14 protein-coding genes are annotated in these 21354 nt (G+C 40.9%); 7 read left to right on the top strand and 7 right to left on the bottom strand.

Annotated features, from left to right (window positions below):
• Nucleotides 1-402 precede the first annotated feature (402 nt).
• Entirely contained in the window at nt 403-1242 is an 840-nt protein-coding gene (gene sppA / locus B4N75_RS00680; RefSeq protein WP_296023302.1) for a signal peptide peptidase SppA, read from the top strand.
• 19 nt (nt 1243-1261) lie between these two features.
• Here the strand turns inward: sppA and B4N75_RS00675 are convergent, their stop codons facing one another.
• The gene (locus tag B4N75_RS00675; protein WP_296666634.1) at nt 1262-1873 is read right to left on the bottom strand and encodes a winged-helix domain-containing protein; all 612 of its coding nucleotides are present in this window, start codon (nt 1871-1873) and stop codon (nt 1262-1264) included.
• Nucleotides 1874-1892: 19 nt separating this feature from the next.
• On the bottom strand, nt 1893-2603 hold the full coding sequence (locus B4N75_RS00670) for a rhomboid family intramembrane serine protease (RefSeq protein ID WP_296666637.1): 711 nt from the start codon (nt 2601-2603) through the stop codon (nt 1893-1895).
• A 79-nt stretch (nt 2604-2682) separates the two neighbouring features.
• On the opposite strand from B4N75_RS00670, the gene B4N75_RS00665 reads away from it, so the two are divergent.
• Entirely contained in the window at nt 2683-2952 is a 270-nt protein-coding gene (locus B4N75_RS00665) for an ACT domain-containing protein (protein ID WP_296023290.1), read from the top strand.
• Nucleotides 2953-3083: 131 nt separating this feature from the next.
• On the opposite strand, the gene B4N75_RS00660 is transcribed toward B4N75_RS00665, so the two are convergent.
• The 3 genes from B4N75_RS00660 to uvrC all read right to left on the bottom strand — a co-directional run bounded on the left by B4N75_RS00660 (nt 3084) and on the right by uvrC (nt 6938).
• Nucleotides 3084-3947 carry a hypothetical protein gene (locus B4N75_RS00660; protein WP_296666643.1) on the bottom strand — a complete coding sequence of 288 codons (864 nt, stop codon included), beginning with the start codon at nt 3945-3947 and terminating at the stop codon, nt 3084-3086.
• 2 nt (nt 3948-3949) lie between these two features.
• A complete protein-coding gene (locus B4N75_RS00655; protein WP_296023283.1) occupies nt 3950-4705 on the bottom strand; it encodes a class I SAM-dependent methyltransferase in 756 nt (251 codons plus the stop codon).
• Nucleotides 4706-4937: 232 nt separating this feature from the next.
• Complete coding sequence (uvrC, locus tag B4N75_RS00650; RefSeq protein WP_296666648.1) at nt 4938-6938, bottom strand: excinuclease ABC subunit UvrC; 2001 nt, start codon at nt 6936-6938, stop codon at nt 4938-4940.
• Between the two features lies 1 nt (nt 6939).
• On the opposite strand from uvrC, the gene B4N75_RS00645 reads away from it, so the two are divergent.
• Nucleotides 6940-8463: a fibronectin type III domain-containing protein gene (locus tag B4N75_RS00645; RefSeq protein WP_296666653.1), complete on the top strand. Its 1524-nt coding sequence runs from the start codon at nt 6940-6942 to the stop codon at nt 8461-8463.
• 32 nt (nt 8464-8495) lie between these two features.
• Complete coding sequence (locus tag B4N75_RS00640) at nt 8496-10238, top strand: tetratricopeptide repeat protein (protein ID WP_296706322.1); 1743 nt, start codon at nt 8496-8498, stop codon at nt 10236-10238.
• On the opposite strand, the gene B4N75_RS00635 is transcribed toward B4N75_RS00640, so the two are convergent.
• Together B4N75_RS00635 and murJ are read right to left on the bottom strand one after the other, a co-directional pair.
• The gene (locus tag B4N75_RS00635) at nt 10235-11380 is read right to left on the bottom strand and encodes a M24 family metallopeptidase (protein ID WP_296706320.1); all 1146 of its coding nucleotides are present in this window, start codon (nt 11378-11380) and stop codon (nt 10235-10237) included. The genes B4N75_RS00640 and B4N75_RS00635 overlap by 4 nt on opposite strands.
• 88 nt (nt 11381-11468) lie before the next feature.
• Entirely contained in the window at nt 11469-13163 is a 1695-nt protein-coding gene (gene murJ / locus B4N75_RS00630) for a murein biosynthesis integral membrane protein MurJ (protein ID WP_296666662.1), read from the bottom strand.
• A 109-nt stretch (nt 13164-13272) separates the two neighbouring features.
• Between murJ and B4N75_RS00625 the strand changes: the two genes are divergently transcribed.
• From B4N75_RS00625 to B4N75_RS00615, 3 genes are all read left to right on the top strand, one after another.
• Entirely contained in the window at nt 13273-15051 is a 1779-nt protein-coding gene (locus B4N75_RS00625) for an adenylate/guanylate cyclase domain-containing protein (RefSeq protein WP_296666665.1), read from the top strand.
• Nucleotides 15030-16541 carry a hypothetical protein gene (locus B4N75_RS00620; RefSeq protein WP_296666668.1) on the top strand — a complete coding sequence of 504 codons (1512 nt, stop codon included), beginning with the start codon at nt 15030-15032 and terminating at the stop codon, nt 16539-16541. The genes B4N75_RS00625 and B4N75_RS00620 overlap by 22 nt, the downstream gene beginning before the upstream one ends.
• 243 nt (nt 16542-16784) lie before the next feature.
• Nucleotides 16785-21347, top strand: a complete 4563-nt coding sequence (locus B4N75_RS00615) for a 2-hydroxyacyl-CoA dehydratase (protein ID WP_296666670.1) — start codon at nt 16785-16787, stop codon at nt 21345-21347.
• Nucleotides 21348-21354 lie beyond the last annotated feature (7 nt).

The following is a 21354-nucleotide window of genomic DNA, read 5'->3' as shown; positions in this document are numbered from 1 at the left end:
TCTTCCGGCAAGCAAGAAGGACCAGCACTAAAATTGTAAACTCTTGACATTCGTCTCCACCTCATCGTGATTTTTGATTCTTTTTTGGGCGTTTCTCTCGCTTTCGCTCGAGCCGGGCTATTCGGGGTTGCCATTGGCTTTCGCCAACGCTTTGCGCCCCTTCTATCCCTAACGCGGATTTTTTTGTGAAAATATTCACAAAAAATTGTACAAAAAGTTTAGGTAATTCTGCGGTTAAAGTCAACAAAAAGCGGAAAAAACACTGGCTTTATTGTGAAAAAAATCACAATAAGAAAAAAAATAAGAATTAGCGCCGAATTTTGGGTAGTAAACATTTTAAACTTTTTATATGCTGACTTTGTTATAAGATTGTGTTGCAAACTTTTTATGGGAGTGTAAAAAATGGCTGGAAAAACGGTCGCAAAACTTGTTATTGACGGTGTTATCGAAGAAAAAAACGAAACTTACAATCAAAAATGGATTCTTGAGCAGATAGAAGATATTTCGGAAGACAAGGCTAATGCCGGATTATTGCTTTTTATCGATTCTCCTGGAGGCGGAGTTTATGAATCTGACGAAGTTTTTGAAGCTGTTTTAAAATACAAGAGAGAAACCAAGCGTCCTGTCTATGCATATTTTGCTTCTCTTGCGGCAAGCGGCGGTTATTACATTGGCTGTTCTGCCGACAAAATTTTTGCAAACAGAAACACTTTGACTGGTTCAATTGGTGTAATTGCCGGACGTTTTGTTGATTTAACCGAACTTATGAAAAAACACGGAATAAAAAGCGAAACGATTCATGCTGGACGAAACAAGGTTATGGGAAGTTTTACCGAACCCGTAACCGAAGAGCAGAAAAAAATCATGCAGTCGATTGCCGATGAGTGTTACTGTCAATTTACTCAGATTGTGAGCGAAAGCCGCAAGCTTGATATTGAAAAAGTTCGTGAACTTGCGGACGGACGCATTTATACGGCAAATCAGGCGAAAAATAACGGGCTTGTTGACGATGTAATGAACTTTGAAGAAGCAAAAAATTTGATTTACACGGAAGTTTTTGGCAATAAAGACTACAAAAAAGACTTGGAAGAATACAAATACAAGCCAAAGCCTTCCCTTGTTAAAAAATTTTTAAAGCAAACTTCTTTTAGCTTTGGAAAACTTGACTCTTTGACGGAAATTGCCTTAAAAAGCGCAAAACTTCCTTTTCCTGCGTTTTATTACGATTCGCAGCGATTTTAGCTTTGCAGTTTTTAGTTTTTTACAGAAGGTTTGCCAGAGATTTTTCTGGAGAGGCATTTTCTAGCCGAAAATTTTCTGGCACGGTAAGCACGGCATTTGTGTAGTTTACAATTCCTTTTATGCCGTAGCTTACGAGCCTGTCTGTCATTTTTTGAGCCATTGAGTCGTCAACTGTCAAAATTGCAAATTCGATTTTTTTCTGCCTGATTGTTTTTTCGAGATCGAGAGTTGGAAAAAGCGGAATTTTAGATTTTATAAGTTCTACGCGGTTTTGGTTTGAGTCGAAGCCGGCAACTAGAGCGAAATTTTCGTTTAAAAAGACGGAATTTTCAAGAAAAGCCTGTCCGAGATTTCCAAGTCCGACTATGCAGAAGTTGTGTTTTTCACCGCTGCTTTTTATAAGTCCAAGATTTTTGTCTATTTCGGTTTTTAAGGATTTTAATTCGTAGCCGTTGCTTTTTCCTGTGTGCAGTTCCAGAAGAGAGATGTCGCGTCTGATTGTTGCTTCGCCCCAGCCTGTAAGTTTAGCAATTTCTGCTGAAGTTATGTGTATTTTTTCTTTTGGCTGTTGAGAAAGCAGGTTTGAAAGTGTTAGAAGTCTTTTTTTTGACGGCAAAGGAAGTTCTTTCATATTTTATTTTTTTTTGCTTTTAGAGTTGAACTGTTCCGATTACTGTTTCGTCGCTGTCTTTTTGGGCAGAATTTTTGTAAGAATTCTCAGAAGACTGTTGTTGCGGCTGTTTTTTTTGCTGAGTTTTTGTTTTGGAATCGGCAGTTTTTTGAGAGCGCGCTGTTTTTGGCGCAACTAAAAATCCAAAAAGCGAACCGCAAAGTCCGCCGGCAATGTGCGCGATTGTCGAAACATTGGAAGCCGACGGAGAAATAAATTCTTTTAGGACAAAAACTGCGATTAAGAAAATAAAACTCAGAGGCAGCTGATTTTTTTCGATTGTGCTTATCGAAGCGAGCAAAATAAGCATAAAAGCGATTCCGCTGGCTCCTAAAAGCGAAGACGGAATAAAGCATGCGTTAATCATTCCTGTTACAAAGGCTGTAACTGTCAGCATAAGCGCAATCATTGCAGAGCCATATTTTTCTTCCATAAGCGGTCCGATTAAAAGAATGAATGTTAGGTTTCCGAGGAGATGCGCCGCGTCAATATGGCCGAGAACGTGAGTAAAAAGCCTTACGTAGCTGAACGGATAGAGCCAGTCAAAATTTTTGTTGCCGGGAACTGTAAAAAGTAAAGAAATCAGTTTGTGTTTGAAGATAAAATAATCGGCAAGAAAGATAAATGAGCAAAAAATCGAAAATGTAAGGCTGACAGGTGCGTTGTAAGAAACGCGCAAATGTTTTTTCATATTTAGTTTGTCGGAATTTTAAGACGTCGGATTAAGTTTTTTGATTGCCAAGAAACGCTGGTTTTTATAAAATGAAAATATGAATGCTATTATTACAGTTGTTGGAAGTGACAAAGTTGGAATTATTGCTGAAGTAAGCGCATTGCTGGCTCAGCACAAGATAAATATTGCGGATATTACACAGACAATTCTTTCTGGAAATTTTGTAATGATGATGATGGTGAGTCTTGAATCTGCTGATATTTCAATTGACGAGCTGCGCAATATTTTGAGCGAGACAAGCAAAAAAATGCACGTTGAAATCAACATCATGGCGGAAAAGGTTTTTTCGTCAATGAATAGAATTTAGGTTAAAAACAATTTTTGCGTTAGCGCTGGCAGCCCCGAAGTTGCGCGGCTTTTAGCCGCGCAATGAGCCACGGATGTGGCGAAGGGCGGACATAGCGACCCTAAGCGCAGCGCAGGGAAACGCCCTTTTTTTTAGAAATAGACACGGCAGCCTGCGCTTATTCCGTTCCAGGTTTTTGTTGGCTTTAAGTTTTCTGAATTTCCGACTTCGAGGAGTTTCCAGCCGGCAAAAAGTTCGTAGCGCTGAAGAAAAATTCCTGCCGAAAGAAGAGAATCCCGTAAATAGACATTTTCATCAAATTCTTGCCAGCAGAATTTCCACTGGAATCCGAGCGGTTTTAAAGGATAAAAGCGGAAATCCATTCCAAGCGCAAGTCCGTTGCTTTTTAAAACTTCACTTATGTTTCCGTACCATTTTGACCATTGGACAATTCCCGTAATTGTTATTAAATTTGACTGGAAAATTGAAAGATGGGCTCCAAGCCGAATGTTTCCGTAAGTTTCGTCAAGAAAATTGTCTTGTTCCGAGATTACAAGGTTTTCAAAATAAGGTCCAATAATCGGGAAAAAAAGTCCTTCAAAACAAAATTCGTTTCCTGTTCCTAAATCTGCCAGATAAAAAAATGAATCTGAGGCTGAATATCGGTTTGATTTTGTTTTTGCTTCTGGATTTGTTTCTGTTTCTGCCCATTTCATGTAGGTTAAATTTTCATATTTGTATGGAAATGATGTGTAGCGTACGGTGCAGGTGTTGTAATACCATAGAACTCCGGCAATTTCTGCTAAAAAAGTGATAAGCGAATTTTCTTCTGAATCTGGGCTAGAAGAGCTGACTGATTTTTCTTCTTCTTCCTGCGTTTCTGTTTCCGAGCGGGAAGATTCAACTGCCGAGCTGAATTCTCCAGAAAAAACAGGCTGCAGCTGAGATGTAAAAAATATTGAAATGAACAAAAGAGATATAAAATTGTTTTTGTAAAATTTAAAGAACTTTTTCATTTTTATTTTTTTGCCACAATTACCATTGTCCGGGCTTTTTCGTTATAAGGGCTAAAATCAAAATCTCCGTAAACTTCTACGGAACTAAAACCGATTCCTGTCAAGATCCGCTTTAACTCGATTCCAGAATATAATCTCTGCACAAACTCGTGCTCTATTCTTTGACCGGTTTCGTTGTCGATTAAAATCCATTTTGAGCGAAGTCCTTCCCATGCTCCTTCGACGTGGAATTCTGTCAAGACGGTTTTTCCGGCACGTTCAAACCATTCGCCTTCGGTAAAATACAGGATTGCAGTCTCGCGGCTCAAATTTTCCAGAATAAACCAGCCGCCGTCTTTTAAACTTGAATAAATATTCTGTAGAATTTTAACGTCTTCTTCGATTGTGTCGCAGTAACCGAACGATGTGAACAAATTTACTGCGCAATCAAATTTTTTACCGGACGAAAAACTGCGCAAATCTGCTTTTATAAGGCTGAGTTTTACGTTTTCGTCTTCGGCTGTTTCTTTTGCGGCGTCGAGCTCGCTTTGAATTATGTCAACTCCGGTTACGTCCATTCCGAGCAATGCCAGTTCAACGCTGATCCTTCCAGGCCCGCAGCCAGCGTCCAAAATTGCGCTTCCTTTTTTTAAGCCGGCGATTTTGCAGACTGATTCGGCGACTGCCGGAGCTTCTGCCCAACGGTTTGCATCGAACATAATCGGAGCGTAATTATTCCAGAAATTTTCGTTTTCAAACCACTGTTTTTTTTCTGACATTTTGTCCTCTCCTTATAAAAAGCTTGCAACGCAAACTGTTCAGAATTTTTATTTTTGCAAATTTCCTGTTAATTTTAGGAATTATATCATAAAATTTGAGGAGCTCATATTGCTTTTAAGCCTTGAAAGCGGATATAAAAAACATTTGTCCGAATTTCCTGCTTTCCGCAATTCCGCTGTCCGCTTCATCCGGCAAAGCCGGACGCTTCGCGTTGCTTCAATCAGGGCTGCATTATGGTTCTGCAACTTTTAAATCAAGAGCGGCAGATGCCAGCGCTTTTGTGTACGAATTTTCTTCCCCGGCTGAACTGTAATTTTCATTGTTCAGTCCACGGTTTAAAACCATTTTTTTGCTTCTTTTTGCTTCTTTTTGTTGCTGCGCAAGGTTTTTTGCAGACAGCAGAATTTCGCCGGCTTCGTCCGCCCTTATGTGCAAAAGTTGCGCAATCTGCGATTCTTCGGTTTTTGCAAGGTTTTCGATTGTTGTAAAAGTTTTTAGAAGCAATTTTTCTCTTTTTTCGCCAATGTGCGGCAATGTCGAAAAAATGCTCACTGTGTTTTCTTTTGTTCTTAAAGTCTGGTTTCTGCTGGTCGCAAAACGGTGTGTTTCATCTCTGACGCGCTGCAAAAGCCTTAGAGCGTCGCTTTGTTTTGGAAGGCGGATTGGTTTTGAGGTATGAGGCCGCCATATTTCTTCGTCGCGTTTTGCAAGTCCTGCAATCGGAATATCAAGATCAAGCGCCTTTAATATTCCATCAACTGCATTTACTTGGCCTATGCCGCCGTCTATTAAAATCAAGTCCGGCAAACTTTCATTTTCATTTTTGAGCCGGCTGTAGCGTCTTGTCGCCGCTTCGCGCATTGATGCAAAATCGTCAATTACACCGTCTGTTGTCTTCAGACGGAAATATCTGTAATTTTTTTTGTCGGGATTTCCTTTCCAAAAACTGATAAGAGAAGCAACTGGAAATTTTCCGCCAATGTGGGCAATATCGAAACCTTCGATTCTGTCTGGAATCCGTGGAAGTCCGAGAAGTTTTTTCAATTCTTCAAGGGCCGGCATATCCCCGCGTTCCCTCAGTCTCCGGATAATGTCTTCGTGGGCGTTGTTTTTTGCCATGTTGAGAATTGCTGCGTGCCGTCTGTTTTCGGCAGAAAAACGCCTGTCGTCCTGGGAACATTTTACCGTCACAAGCTTTGTCTTCGGTTTTTGAGCCTGTTTTTCGTCCGGCTTTAAATTTTCCAGCCATTCCCCCAAAACCTTCGAGTTGTCTTCTTCGGAAATAAAAACTGAAGGCGGCAAGTCTGCTGTATCCGAATAATATGCGGCTGCAAATTCTTCAAGAAGCTCATCGTCATCTGCAATGCTTTCTACCCGGAAATTGTCGCGCCCGAGCAGTTTTCCGCCACGGATTTTTAAGACAGTAAAACTTACGAGTTCGCCCTCGCGCCAGTGAGAAATGTAGTCGCGGTCATCCACCGAAGCAAAATCTTCGACAAGATTCTGGTTTTGCATGACGGTCAAAGCGCGCAGTCCGTCGCGGATTCTTGCGGCTTTTTCAAAATTTAGCGAAGCGGCAGCGGCTTTCATAATTGATGTCAATTTTGCGGCAGTTTCATCACCTTTTTCCTCAAGCAAGGACTTTATTTCTTCGATAAATTCATTATAGGAATCTTTATCAATTTTTCCGCAGCAAGGCGCTTTACAACGGCCGATGTGGTAATACATGCAGGGAGCTGTTCTTTTTTTGAATGTCCGGCAATGTCTTACAGGATAAACTTTGTAAAGTGTCTCTATAAAAGTTTCGAGGGCTCCTGAATCAGGATACGGTCCGTAATAAATTGAGCCGTCTTTTTTGATTTGCCGCGTCTTGAAAACCCGTGGGAATTCTTCATTCGTAATTTTTAGCGAAGGATAGGATTTTCCGTCTTTTAGTTGAATATTGTAGCGCGGCGAATATTTTTTTATAAGGTTGTTTTCGAGAAGAAACGCCTCGTATTCGTTTGACGTGGTTATGTATTCAATCGAGCTTGCGTTTGTCACCAAAAGTTGAACTTTGATGTGGCGCTCACCGGAAAAATACGAAGAGAGACGGTTTTTTAGGTTTTTGGCTTTGCCGACATAAATGACAGTTCCTTTTTCGTTTCGCCATAAATACACACCGCTGGAGGAAGGTGCTTTTAGTGCGGTTTCGTGAAGAATTTCATAGGCCGGATTAACTGAAGTATTCATTATGAGTTTTATGAAAAAAAATATATTAAAATTGAGTCTAGCATATTTTGCTTCGGCTTTTGTGCTTGTGTCAACAGCCGCCGCTTCAGAAAAAACTTTGGTTCTTGGCGGAAAAAACGGCTGGAATGATTTTTTTATAAAAAAAGGAATTACGACAGGACAGGGACGTTTTGGTTTTGATGCTCTCCAGCTTTCTTCTCAAACTCAAATTGTCGACGTAGATACAGAACTGTTTTTACTTTTTGAAAACGGAAAAATTTCGGATTTTGATGGAAAAGGAAATTATAAAATAATAGAAAATAATCTTTTGCCTGTAAAAGACGCTGCAAAAGGAAACGGAGCCGCTTTAAGCCGCGGAGAAAAAAAAGGTTTGGTCTTAAAAAAAGATACATCGCCTTTTTCCGGAAGCTATGCTCCTGGAAGCTCATTTTCGGTCGAATTCTGGATTTCGCCGTCGCTTGCAGAAAATGGCGAAAAAATTTATTCATGGCAGACTTCAATAAATTATTCAAAATACACGGATTTTCAGACGGTTAGCGCTGTTTTTTTGAACAATCGGATTGAATGGAGATTTTTAAATGTATTTCCGGGGCTTTCTGAGCGCGAAGTTGTCTTAAAAGGCTCAACTCCGGTGATTCCTCAAAAATGGAGCCGTCATACAGTAAGTTTTGATGAGGAAACCGGATGTCTTGAATATCTTGTTGACGGAAAAACCGAAGACATAAAATTTATAACTTCGACTCGCCACGAAAGCGGAACAGTCTGCACTCCAGTCATTGGGAAAAATTCAACAATCGAAATCTGTCCTTCTTTTACCGGGAAAATTGACAGCATATGTATAAAAAATGCCGCTTATAAAGGCGATGAAAATATTCTCGCAAGCGGAAACGAAGCTTTTAAGGCGGAAGGCGGCCGTTTTGAAACAAGGCCAATCCTTGTAAGCCGCGCCTCAAGTTTTGACAGCCTTGAGGGAATCGTAAGTGTTCCTGCCCAGACCGAATTGAAATTTTTTGTGCGTGCTGGCGACAATTGCTACGGCTGGACAGAAAATTATCCTGAATGGAAAGAAATTTCGCTGGACGAAAAAATAGAAGGCGTTAGCGGACAATATTTTCAAATTGCTTCCGAACTTTTGCCGGACGGAAATTGCCAGCAAACTCCGAAAATTACGGAATTGACCGTAAAATATACAGAACCCGAAGCTCCGCTTCCTCCGTTTTTTGTAAAGGCAGTTCCCGGCGACGGCGAAGTTACTTTAAGCTGGCGTTTTTCGATTGACGACAATGCCGGCGGCTACTATGTTTATTACGGCTCAAAGCCGGGAGAATATCTTGGCAGAGCTGCAGTTGAAGGAGTTTCTCCTGTGAATGCTGGAAATTCAACTTCAATTACGCTGACAGGACTTAACAACGGAACGATTTACTATTTTGCGGTTTCGACATATTCAAAACTGGATGAAAACATAAACGGCCAGCTTTCCAATGAAGTTTTTGCCCGTCCAGCAAAACGGCTTGCAAAAAAATAAATTCCGCTGACTTAACTGACTGGAGAAGATTTATGGTCCCAAATCAACTTTTGCTTTCGAGGGCACGTTCTGCAACTTTGGCGCGAGATTTTGATCTTGCCGCACGCCTTTACCGCCAGCTTTTGCGAGAAGACAGAAACAATGTTGAACTTTTAAAACAGCTTGGAAATCTTTACATGAAAAGCGGCCGGGATGACCTTGCTCTTCCTGTCTTTAAAAATATAGTTGAGCTTTCAAAAGGCGATTTTGACTCTTTAATAACTCTTGGCGGAATTTACCGGCGTTTAAAAATGTACGAAGATTCAATCGCCATCCTTGAACAGGCTTTGATTTTTGACAGCGACAATCCCCAGGTTTCATACAATCTTGGTTTTACCTACAAAATTATGGGCGACACGGAAAATGCAATCAAATGTTTTGAAGATACGATTGAAATGAACCCGGAAGATGTTCTTGCTTACAATCATCTTGGAACAATTTATGCTCAAAAAAATGAACACGAAAAAGCCGTCCAGTGGTATTTGCGCGGGCTGAATGTCGACTCAAACCATCCAGTTCTTTTGCTAAATATTGCAAAAAGTTATGAAGAACTTGGAGATTATAAAAAAGCCTGCGAGTCATATTCCAGGGCTTTGCGTTCAAAACCGCTTTGGAATGATGCAGTCGGTGGATTTTCGCGCCTCCTCGTAAAAATAAATCGCGCTCAAGAAGCTCATGAACTTGTAAAACGGGCGCTGTCGGTCAACCCAAATGACGAAATTCTCGAAGAAAATTTAAAATATGTGGAAAAATTTGTTGAAAAAAACAAAGATGATGAAAATCTGGACGGAAACAAAATTCAGCCGGAAAATCAAGAATCCGCCTCAGAGAAATTAAATTTAAACGGCGAAAAATCTGATTTTGAAAAAGAAAGTCAGGACGAAGAAAATGCCGGAATTCAGCCAGAAATTGAATTAGAGCAGACCGAAGAAAATCTTGCGGAGAAAAAAACGGAAGACGAAACTTTGGCGGAAGCAGAAAATGAAGAAGACGAAACCGAAGAAAATTCTAGCCTTGACGAATTAAAACTCGGTGATGATGAAAATTTTGATTTTGAAACTTTTGGTCAGGAAGATTTTGAAGATGAAGACATTCCCGAACTGGAAGAAAATGGGCAAGATGAAGAAAATGAACCGGAATTGACGGAAGAAAAACAAAATTCGTCAGAAGAGAGTCCTCAGAAAATTCAGCAAGCCGCAGGTTTAAAAACTTCAGAACAGCCAGCCATAGAAAAGTTGCCGGAACTCGAAAGTTTTGATGATGAAGCTCAAGGTTTTTCAGAATTTGAAAGTTTTGACGATAAATCTCAAGATATTCCAGATGGAATTTCTGTTTTTTCTCAGGAATTAGAAGCTATTGAACCGTTTGATTTTCTTGAACCGGAACCTGTTGAAGAACTTCCTCAAAATCCAAAACTTGCGCTTTTTATAAAACTTCGTGAGCTCCTGGAATTCTTGCCTGAAGAAAAAAAATGCGAATTTCAGACCAGTGAAACCCGCATTCTCCTTGATTTTGTAATTTCCCGGCTTTCGGGCAAAAAAGGTCTTTTTGAAAAGGCAAATGAGCTTATTGAAGGCGGTTTTGTTCAGCCTGCCGGACAAAAAATCGGACAAAGTTCATCTTCTCGACAGCTTTTGTCCGACGGTTTTAAAGTCGTAAAGGAGCTTTCTAACAAAATTCCAGATAAAAATCTTGTTTTCGCAATGGAAAATTTGCTCAAAAAAATTCCTTTTTAACGGTAAATAATCTTGCTGTGAGTAATTACTTCGTTTCCGTCTTCGGTAATAAGAACATCGTTTTCCAGACGTGCGCCGCCAAGTTTTGAATCATAAAGTCCAGGCTCAAGAGTGACAATCATTCCCGGCTTAAAAACAAGGTCGTCGCTCTGTTTTGCGCTTACCCGTGGAAATTCATGGATTTCAAGTCCGATTCCATGACCCAAAGTATGAGGCATTTCGCGCTTTGCTTTTTTGAAAACTTCGTCAGCAACAAGACCTGCCATTTTGATTTTTTCACCATTTTTATAGTAAGGCAGAGCTTCTTTTGCGGCTTTTTCTACAAGTTCAACAAATTTTTTCTGTTCATCAGTTGCATCTTTTACAACTGTGAGTGTAGTGTCGGAAGTGTAGCCTTCAAAAACAACTCCAAAATCAAGAATTGAAAGACCTTTTCCAGGCCATGGAGCGCTTGTGTAGCCTGGAAAAGCGTGAATTGCAAAACTTCTTGAAGAACCTGCGGCCAAAGTGTCAAAACCGTTTCTTTCGCAGCCGTTGAGCCTCAATTCTCGTTCAATCAAAAGCGAAACATCCATTTCTGTTTTGATAGAGCCGTCATCAATTCCATTTTCGATTTTTTCGATTATCATGTCTCCGACTCTTGCCGCTTCTTTTGTACATTCAATCTCGTATTCATCTTTGCAGGCGCGCAGAGAAAGCACATAGTCATGAACAGAATTTTCTCTGCACAAAACGTCCCAGCCTTGCAACGCGTCTACGTACTTTAAAAACAGCGGATATGGAGTTGCAGGCGAAACTTCAACTTTGAGGCGCGGATCATTTTTTTTGAAAGACTTTAAAACTTCCCGAACGGCTTCAATATTTTTTCTGTCATACTTATTATATGGAACGATTTTAACATCAACGCTTCGCTCTTTTGCAAGATTTTCGTCCCAAGGAACAAGCGCATTTTTTCCATCGCTAGAACAAATCCAAAGCGCGTCCGAAGGATGTCCGGTAAAATAGCGGACGCTCAAGTCTCTGCGGCCTTCGGTGTCCTCAAAAACCGCCGCAGTGATTTTGTTTTCTTTCATAAATGCAAAAAGTTTTTCACGTCTGGCAGCATATATTTTTTTTAATTCATCTTTTGTGTAATTTTTCATTTAGAATTATCTCCCTAAATCAAATTGTATTTTAACATAAATTTTGTTTTTGTTCGGACGGTTTGTTTATTGAAAACTGTTCTTCAAATTATTTTTTTACTTTTTTTAGAACCATATTTTTAGCGCTTGCAAGCATAGGATCTTTTGTTATAAGCAAAAGTAAAATTCCTGCAAAAGCAAAAACTATTGCTGTCAAAATTACTGCTCCTCCAAATTCTACAAATCTTCCGCGGCCTGCAAACAAAGCAGATGTTGCGTTTTTAACGAGAATTGCCGGAACTGCTGCAATTATCGAAAGCACGGCAATTTTTAGCGAATACAAAATTGTTCCTCCGACAACGGCTTTTACGTCAATCTGTTCATTTTTTTTAAGAAAAACAAAAAGCAAAACGGAATTTGCAAGGCTTCCGAGGGTGAGCGCCAGAGCAATTCCTCCTCCGCTCATAGGTTTTATCAAAATAAGCGCAAAAATCATATTTATTGCAAGTCCAAAAATTCCTGCCAGAGTAGGGGATTTTGTGTTTCCCTGTGCATAAAAAGCAGGAGCGACAACTCTGTTCATTGCAATAAAAAAAAGTCCTGCAATATGAAATCGAAATGCCGCAAGAGTAAGATGAACTGATTCATCATTAAAATTTTTCGATTTATAGACAAGAGAAATAATTTCTTTGCCACATACAAGCGAATAAAAAGTTACTGGAATCGAAATCAGAGCGATAATTTTGATTGCCTGCGAAAGAAGCCTGTTAAAATTTTCCCATTTTTGTGTTTTTGCAAGTCCGCTCAAATCCGGCAAAATTACGGTTCCAATCGAAACAGCAAAAATTCCTAGAATCAGTTCTTGAAGGCGCAGACTGTACTGGAGAGAAGAAACTATTCCTGTTCCTGCTTTTCCTGCAAGAGCCGTCGAAATCACATCATTCAGCTGATAAGCAGCCATTCCAATTACTGTCGGACCTACAAGCGCAATAACTTTTTTAGTGCCAGGGTTTTTAAACGCTTTTTTGAGCGAAGTAAAATGGCAAAACCAGCCGGTTTTTATTACAAAAGGAAGCTGAAAAATTGCCTGGACACAACCGCCGATCAAAACTCCGAGCGACATTGCGCGGGCTGCCATTTGTGCGCGAAGTTCTGCGCCGGCGACATTTTTTGTAAGGATCGGAGTAAAAATATAAGTGCAGGCAATTACAATTGAATTAAAAAGAACTGGAGTAAAACCTGAAGGACTGAAAATTTTTACGCCATTTAAAATTCCCTGAAAAAAAGCTGCGACCGAAATTACAAAAAGGTAAGGAAACATTATTCTCGTAAGAAGAACTGCTTCCGCCGTTAAAACAGAATCCGACGCGTCTAAAAAAAACGGAATAATCAGCGGAGAAAACGCGATTCCAAGGATTACAACAACGGTTGTGCAAAAGCTTATGAGTGTTATTGTTGAATTTAAGAATTCCTTTGTTTTTTTTAATTCGTCCGAATTTTTTCCAGAATCTGCAGAATCTTCAAGATACCCTCGAAAAGTCGGAATAAAAGCGACAGAAATTGAGTTTTCGGCAAAAAGTCTTCTCAAAAGATTTGGAATCATAAAAGCAATTCCAAATGCGTCCGCAAATTTTGAAGTTCCTAAAAAAGAGGCTTTTGTCATTTCGCGGACAAGTCCTAAAATTCTTGAGCAAAGCGTAAAAAATGAGAGAGAAAGCCCGGATGCAAGAAGTGATTTTTTTGTATTTGATTTTTTTTGTCCGGCCGCAATATTTTTTGCAGGAGAATTGTTTTCTGTATTCATACTTATAGAGAATATATTTTTAACCTGGTGTTTGCAATGACATTTTTTTATTCGTTTTCTTGCGCTTTTAAGATTGCGGTTTTATACTAAAAACTGGAGAAAATCTAAAATGTCCAGAAAACAATTTTTTCAAAAGGTCGGCCAGACAAGAATTGTACCAATTTCCTTAAAAATTGTCGCAGTTTTTACAGTTCTTTTATTGCTTTCAAATTTCACAACAAATACAATCAATCTACTTTTGAGCCAAAAGCAAATTATCAATTTAAACAATACGATTATGGTGAGCCAGCTCAAAGATTTGTATTCAGCCGCAGGAAATCAATATCAGATTTTTTCTTTTAACGGCGAGAGACAGACTTGTATTGAAGCGTTGAAGAGCGTTTCAAAAAAAGGCTTTGATTTTCCAAAGAGTTTTGCGGCTGCAATCGACAGGCAAGGAAACATTCTTTTTGAAGTTTATGCTGACGGCACAGAAACAGACGAGCAGAAAATTTTTCAGGCTCAGCTTGACGACGCTCAGAAACCGGAAAATGTAAATTCTGGCGAAACTGAGCAACAAGAAAAAAAAGACTACAGTTTTTTTGACAAAGCTGCTCTTGCCCGGATAAATTCAGATTATGAAAATGGAATTTTTGACGGTTCTTTGAATTTTGAGACGGAAAAAGGTTCGTATTTTGGAGTTTACAAATATCAGGAAGACTGGCAGTGCTACTTTATCCGAGGCGAATCCCGCGCAGACACAAATCATTCGACTTTTGTCGTTCTTGCCGTAATTTCACTCATAATTTTTATTCTTCTGGTTGCTTTTCTAATCGTAGGTTTTAAGGTTTTTGGAAAAATTCTTGCAAATGTCAAAAAAATCACGAGCAGCCTTTACCAGATGCAGCAAAATCAAAAACTCGAAACAATCGATTTGTCTTCTTCTCCAAACGATGACATAACTTATCTTGCGGCAAGTTTTAATTCACTTTCTTCGACAATCAGCAATCTTCTTGGAATTTTTCAAAAATTTGTTTCTAAAGACGTTGTGGCAAAAGCTTATAACGAGCATCAAATTCGGCTTGAAGGAAAACGACGCAACCTGACGATTTTATTTTCAGACATAAAAAGTTTTACTTACAGAACGGAAACTCTCGGAAACGACATAATCGACCTTTTAAACGTTCATTACGACCGTGTAATTCACGCTGTCCATGAAAACTGTGGAGTAATCGGTTCAATTATCGGAGATGCAATTCTTGCCATTTACGGGACTGCTTCTTCAAAGAAAAAATCCTTTGAGGCTGTGGAGTCGGCCTGGAACATTACAAAACTGACGGCGCAGCTGCGCGAAAAAATGATTCTTCGCCGGACAGAAATCGAAAAAGAACGGACTTTGACCGAAGCCGAAGACCGGGTTTTTAAGGCTGTTTTAATCGACGTTGGAGTTGGAATTGACGGCGGAAACGTCTTTTACGGAAATATCGGCTCAGACGAGCACATGACAAACACTGTAATCGGCGACAATGTAAACTCAGCAAGCCGTCTTGAAGGTTTGACGCGAATTTATCATCTTCCTGTAATCTGCTCTGAATACGTAAAAAACGAAGTTGAAAGTTTTTCGGACAAATACACATTCTACGAAATTGACACTGTTCAGGTAAAAGGCAAAACAGAAGGAAAAAAAATATTTTTCCCTGTAAGCCTTGAAGAAGGCGAGCCTGAGCTAAAAACAAAATTTGGACTTTTCGAAACCGCGCTTTCTGCCTATTACTCAGGCGACTGGAACTCGGCCAGAAAATCATTTAAAGACTGCGGACTTGAAGCAGCTCAGGTCTTTTTGGAAAGAATGGGCAAGCTCAAGGCTCCTGACGGCTGGATGGGAATATGGACAATGACAACAAAATAAACGAACTTCAGGAAGCTAAAACTCACAAAGAAGTTCAGCTTTTCTTAAAAGACGAATTAAAAAAATTAAGTTACTCAAAAGCGGCGCAATACAACCTCGAAGAAGAATATGCGCGTACAAAACAGCACAAAAACCGTTCTGTAGTCATAATTCTTTGCGTGTGCGCCGTTGTCGTAACCCTTTTAGTTGCCGGACTTACGCTTTTTATTACTTCTCAAAACAGAAAAATCAAGGTTAATATCGACACTTTCAACGATTTAAATCTTCGTGCTCTTCTCAATTCTGCCGGAAGAACAGAATCTCTTTATGCAAACGCGCTTCAGGCAAAAGAAATGCTCGTTTCTCAGCGCGATGACGAATTGAACGCAGCCGACCAAAAACGCGAAAATGATTTATATGTTTTGCGTACAGTTTCAAAAGTTTCAAGCAAAGATGCAATTGCCCGAAAAACCTTGCAAATTCAGGAAGAATACAAAAATTCTGTAAAAAGCATACGCGGAAAATACGAGCCGGAAATTCAGGCCGCCGACGCAAAAATTGCAGAAATTAAGGAAAAACTTTCTGGCTACGACCCGCAAAAACTTTCTGCAGCCCAGGCAGACGAAGCTGTTCTCGACAGCCAAAAACAACTAAACGATATTCAAATTCGAAACCTCGAAAAAAAATACCAGAATCGCATAAGTGAATTAAAAACTCAGATGATTTTGCAGCAACGCGAAGCCGTAAAACAGCAACGCGAAGCCGTCGAAAACGTCAGAAAAACATATCAGGCAAAAATCGACCTTCTCGACCCGGACGCACGCAGCCAGTCTGCGCTTCAGGACAAGATAATTTTAGAAACGGGAATTCCAAAAAATGCGGTATCAACAGCCGCAATCCAGTTCAATTCTCGTTTTGAACCTTCAGAATATCTTTCGCAATTCAAGTCGCCGTCAGAAGTTTTTTCTTCTTCCGTCAAAAATGCCGCAGTTTATCTCGACGACTTAAACACGATTGCCAACCGTTTTTCAACAATTCCTCTCGAAAACACAATCCGCCATTACGTTCCGGCAATGCAGCGTCTGGCTTTTTCGATTACGACAGAAATGGCGCAGGCTCAAAACCAGATGCAGACTCAAATCGATGGCTTAAAAACAAAAATTTCACAAAAAGATGCCCAGATTTCAGAATTTCAAGACGCTTTTGAAGAAATTTGCCTTTCAGACAAAACATTCCCGGCCCATGCTTGCATAATCAATTCTTCGGACAAGAATAATCTAAAACTTTATGTTGCAAATTCAGCCAAAGACCTTGTTTCGCCAGAAATTCAAACTTTTGACGCGCAAATTCGCGACGGAAAACGCATTCTTTGCGAACTTACAGTAACAAAAAACGCCCAAAACTATACCGCCGCTCCAAAAAATACAACAAAAAACTTTAATCTAGACGTGCTTTCGGCAGGAGCGCGCGTTTATTTTGTGATTCCAGCGCCAGAAAATCAAAAAAAATAAAATTTGGACGGCATTTTTTGCTCTAACCTGCTTTCCGCCGTTTCATTCGACAAGTCGAACGCTTCGCGCGGCTGCAATCAGGCGTAAGTTTTTTGTAAAAACATTCAAATTCTACTATAAAAGCGGCAAATTTGCCTAATCTGTTGAATTTTCAAAATATAAGTGCTAAATTTATCAGAAGCTTAAAAATAAAAAATTTTATAACTTTTCATATATATACATCCGTAAAATTTGAGGTACTTGATGGAACTTTCCAATGTAAAATTTACTCCTGCGTCAACTCCAATCCGTATTGGTATTGATGTTGGCTCTACAACTGTAAAAGTCGTTTGTCTTGATCAAAACGATAAAGTGATTTACGGCGATTATCAGCGCCATCGTGCAGACATTCGCAATACAATTATCACGGTTGTTACAAAGGCTCTGGAAGAAGTTGAAAAAAAACTGGGTGAGAACAATACTGTTTCTGTAAAAGTTACAGGTTCTGGCGGTCTTTCTGTTTCTCAGTGGCTTAATATTCCTTTTATTCAGGAAGTAGTTGCAGCCACAACTGCTGTAAAAAAACTCATTCCTCAGACAGACGTTGTGATCGAGCTTGGCGGAGAAGACGCAAAAATTACATATTTTACCGGCGGTGTTGAACAGCGCATGAACGGAACTTGTGCCGGCGGTACTGGAGCTTTTATTGACCAGATGGCAGCTTTGCTCGAAACCGACGCGCCAGGTCTTAACAAGCTTGCGGCCGGTTACGAAACAATTTATCCGATTGCCGCCCGCTGCGGTGTTTTTGCAAAAACTGACGTTCAGCCGCTTATTAACGAAGGCGCCCGCCGCGAAGACATTGCCGCTTCGATTTTTCAGGCGGTTGTAAACCAGACTATTTCTGGTCTTGCCTGCGGCAAACCAATCCGCGGAAATGTGGCGTTTTTGGGAGGGCCGCTTCACTTTCTGGATCAGCTGCGTCAGCGCTTTATCGAAACATTAAAGCTTACTCCGGAAGAAACAATCGTTCCTGAAGATTCTCAGCTTTTTGTTGCTGCCGGAGCGGCATATTCTGCAGAAAAAAAACTTTCATGTGTAGGAGCAGAATCTCCAAAACAGTTTTTGACTATTGCTCAGTTTAAGGACAGCCTTAAAAATCTTAATGGCGCGGAATTAAACGAAGTTCAGCGCCTTGAACCGCTTTTTAAGGACGAAGAGGATTTAAGAATTTTCCGTGAGCGCCATGCAAAGGACAAGGCAAAGCGCGGAAAACTTGCAGATGAACACGGCCCTCTGTTTCTCGGTCTTGATGCCGGTTCAACTACAACAAAAGCCGTTCTCATCAATAAAAAAGGCGAAATTCTCTGGGATTTCTACGATGTAAATGCAGGAAATCCTGTCGAGCTTGCTGTCCGCGTTTTAAAAACTCTTTATAAAATTTTGCCGAAAGACTGCTATATTGCGCGTTCTGTTTCGACAGGTTATGGCGAGGCGCTTTTCCAGGCGGCTCTCGGAGTTGATGCTGGCGAAGTAGAAACAATCACTCACTATCGCGCCGCGGAATTCTTTGTTCCTGGAGTTGAATTTTTGCTCGATATTGGCGGTCAGGATATGAAGTGTCTGCGCATGAAAGACGGCGCAATCACTTCAATTCAGTTAAACGAAGCTTGTTCTGCCGGCTGTGGTTCATTCCTTGCAAATTTTGCAAATTCAATGAATCTCGACATAAAAGAATTTGCGCAAAAAGCTCTTCTTTCTAAAAAGCCAGTCGATTTGGGTTCCCGCTGTACTGTATTTATGAACAGCCGTGTAAAGCAGGCTCAGAAAGAAGGCGCTACAATCGATGACATTTCTGCCGGACTTTCATATTCGGTAATCAAAAATGCGCTTTTTAAGGTTATAAAATTGCGCCGTGCCTCAGAAATCGGAAAAAAAGTTGTTGTTCAGGGCGGAACTTTTTACAATGATGCCGTTCTCCGCGCTTTTGAGAAAATTTCCGGTGTCGAAGTTTTCAGGCCGGACGTTGCAGGTTTGATGGGCGCTTACGGTTCAGCATTGATTGCCTACGACCAGTGGTGCGATTTGACAGCTCCAAAGCCTGGACAGGAAAAAAACTGGACTCCTCCAAAGGTAGTTTCAAACATTGCGACTCCAGAACAGCTTGATTCATTTAAGGTTGAGCTTGAGCTTACTCGTTGTGGCGGCTGCCAGAACAACTGTCTTCTTACAATCAATACATTTACCGCAGGAAACGACAAGCGCCAGTTTATTACAGGAAACCGCTGCGAAAAAGGTCTTGAACGCCATAAACTTAAGGACACAAAAACTGTTGACGGCTCAAACAAAGAAAACACCGGTGTTGAAGAATCTTCCATTGAGCTTCCAAACCTCTTTGACTGGAAATACAAACGCCTTTTCAACTATTATGTTCCTCTAAAACCGGAAGATGCTCCTATGGGAAGCGTTGGAATTCCTCGCGTTCTCAATATGTACGAAAACTATCCGCTTTGGTTTACAGTTTTCACAAAATTGGGATTTCAGGTAAAACTCAGTCCTCGCTCAAATAAAATGATTTATGAACGCGGAATTGATTCCATTCCGTCTGAATCTGTATGTTATCCGGCAAAAATCAGCCATGGCCATATCGAGTCGCTCTTAAAAATGGGATGCAAATTCATATTCTATCCTTGCATTCCTTACGAGAAACAGGAAGATGCGGGCGCCGGAAATCATTACAACTGTCCGGTTGTAACTTCATATCCGGAAGTTTTAAAACACAACCTTGACAACGTAATAAATTCAAAAGATTTGCTCTTTTTAAATCCGTTCCTGCCGATTTACGACAAAACCCGTCTCAAAGAGCGTTTTTATGAAGAAATTCACACTTATTATCCGGTTTTGACAGAAAAGCAGGTTTACGATGCCATTGACGCCGGCTGGATTGAGCAGGAAAAGTTTAAGGCGGACACTCAGACGGCGGCAGAAGAAGCGCTTGAGCAGCTTGTTGTAAGCGGCGGAAACGGAATTGTTCTTGCGGGACGTCCTTATCACCTTGATCCGGAAATCAACCATGGAATTCCGGAAATGATTCACGGACTTGGCCTTGCTGTCTTTACAGAAGATTCAGTTGCGCATCTTGGTTCTGTTGAGCGTCCTCTTCGCATAGTTGACCAGTGGGTTTACCACAACCGTCTTTACCGCGCCGCCAATTTTGTCGCAGGAATGCCGAACCTTGAGCTTGTGCAGCTTACTTCTTTTGGCTGCGGTCTTGACGCTGTAACAGCCGACCAGGTTGATGAAATCATGAAGGCAAAGAGCCGGATGTACACTCTCATAAAGATTGATGAAGGCTCAAATCTTGGAGCCGTAAGAATCCGTATCCGCTCTCTTATTGCCGCCGTAAAAGCCCGTCAGCGTTCTCGAAAAAAGGTGACGATAAAATCTTCTGCTTACCAGCGCGTTGTGTTTACAGAAAAAATGAAGGACGAATATACAATTCTCTGTCCTCAATTGTCGCCGATTCACATGAGGCTTCTGGAAGCGGCGTTCAAGTATTCTGGCTACAAGCTTGTTGTGCTTGATGCGGTCGATCCAAAAGCCGTAGACGCCGGACTAAAATATGTAAATAACGACGCCTGCTATCCGTCGATTCTTGTCGCCGGCCAGATGATGCACGCGCTCGAAAGCGGAAAGTACAATCTCAACAAAACCGCCCTTTTAATCACGCAGACTGGCGGCGGCTGCCGCGCTACAAACTATATCGGTTTTATCCGCCGTGCCTTGAACGATGCAGGCTGGGGGCAGATTCCTGTAATCTCTCTCAATACAGTCGGACTTGAAAAAAATCCGGGCTTTAAGTTTACTTTGCCGCTTGTTCACCGCGCAATGATGGCTGCTTTTATCGGCGACCTTTTTATGCGCGTTCTGTACAGAGTCCGCCCTTACGAAGCTGTTCCAGGAAGCGCAGACGCTCTTTATGAAAAATGGAATGAGAAGGTTACAAAACAGTTAAAATCGCTTTCAATTTTGGGCTATCACAGAATGATCCGCGGAATTGTGCGTGATTTTGACAAGCTTCCGATTCTTCCGGTTAAAAAGCCTCGGGTTGGTGTTGTAGGAGAAATCCTTGTAAAATTCCATCCGACAGCAAACAACGACCTTGTAAAAGTAATCGAAAATGAAGGCGCGGAATGTGTAATGCCGGATCTTATGGATTTTGTCTACTACACAATGGCCGATGGAAAATTCAGGCACGAAGAGCTCGCGTTCCCTAAAAAAGAAGAAAAAACCGGAAAACTGATTATTAAGCTGTTGAATTTCTACAGATATTACATAAACCGCTGCCTAAAACGCAGCCGCCGCTTTACAACTCCGACCAACATTTGGGAGATGATGAAATCAGTTGAAGGAATTTGCCAGATTGGAAACATAAGCGGAGAAGGCTGGTTCTTGACCGCAGAAATGATTGAGCTTATTCATTCCGGGGCGCCTTCAATTGCCTGCGTCCAGCCTTTTGCCTGCCTTCCAAACCACATTACCGGAAAAGGCATGATAAAAGAGCTGAGAAGGCATTTTCCTCAGTCGAACATCAGCGCAATCGACTATGACCCTGGAGCTTCGGAAGTAAACCAGCTGAACCGCGTAAAGCTTTTGCTTTCTAATGCGCCGATTGGAAAAAACCCGGACGAAATGAAAAACGGAAAAATTTGGACTAAAAAAGGTCCGGTTGATCCGGTTTTGCAGTATGCTTCTGGCGGAAGCCAGTTTGTTGACGATGATCCTGTCGACGCAAAAAATCTTGTGCCGGCAACAACTGCCGACTAAAAGCGCA

It is taken from the genome of Treponema sp. UBA7570 (assembly GCA_002477955.1).
GTDB lineage: Bacteria > Spirochaetota > Spirochaetia > Treponematales > Treponemataceae > Treponema_D.
Note: the sequence above shows the minus strand (reverse complement) of the source record. Positions and strands in the feature narration are given on the sequence as shown.

Coding starts and splice junctions, on each gene's coding strand:
- sppA (WP_296023302.1), top strand. CDS start 403: ATGGCTGGAAAAACGGTCGCAAAACTTGTTATTGACGGTGTTATCGAA.
- B4N75_RS00675 (WP_296666634.1), bottom strand. CDS start 1,873: ATGAAAGAACTTCCTTTGCCGTCAAAAAAAAGACTTCTAACACTTTCA.
- B4N75_RS00670 (WP_296666637.1), bottom strand. CDS start 2,603: ATGAAAAAACATTTGCGCGTTTCTTACAACGCACCTGTCAGCCTTACA.
- B4N75_RS00665 (WP_296023290.1), top strand. CDS start 2,683: ATGAATGCTATTATTACAGTTGTTGGAAGTGACAAAGTTGGAATTATT.
- B4N75_RS00660 (WP_296666643.1), bottom strand. CDS start 3,947: ATGAAAAAGTTCTTTAAATTTTACAAAAACAATTTTATATCTCTTTTG.
- B4N75_RS00655 (WP_296023283.1), bottom strand. CDS start 4,705: ATGTCAGAAAAAAAACAGTGGTTTGAAAACGAAAATTTCTGGAATAAT.
- uvrC (WP_296666648.1), bottom strand. CDS start 6,938: ATGAATACTTCAGTTAATCCGGCCTATGAAATTCTTCACGAAACCGCA.
- B4N75_RS00645 (WP_296666653.1), top strand. CDS start 6,940: ATGAGTTTTATGAAAAAAAATATATTAAAATTGAGTCTAGCATATTTT.
- B4N75_RS00640 (WP_296706322.1), top strand. CDS start 8,496: ATGGTCCCAAATCAACTTTTGCTTTCGAGGGCACGTTCTGCAACTTTG.
- B4N75_RS00635 (WP_296706320.1), bottom strand. CDS start 11,380: ATGAAAAATTACACAAAAGATGAATTAAAAAAAATATATGCTGCCAGA.
- murJ (WP_296666662.1), bottom strand. CDS start 13,163: ATGAATACAGAAAACAATTCTCCTGCAAAAAATATTGCGGCCGGACAA.
- B4N75_RS00625 (WP_296666665.1), top strand. CDS start 13,273: ATGTCCAGAAAACAATTTTTTCAAAAGGTCGGCCAGACAAGAATTGTA.
- B4N75_RS00620 (WP_296666668.1), top strand. CDS start 15,030: ATGGACAATGACAACAAAATAAACGAACTTCAGGAAGCTAAAACTCAC.
- B4N75_RS00615 (WP_296666670.1), top strand. CDS start 16,785: ATGGAACTTTCCAATGTAAAATTTACTCCTGCGTCAACTCCAATCCGT.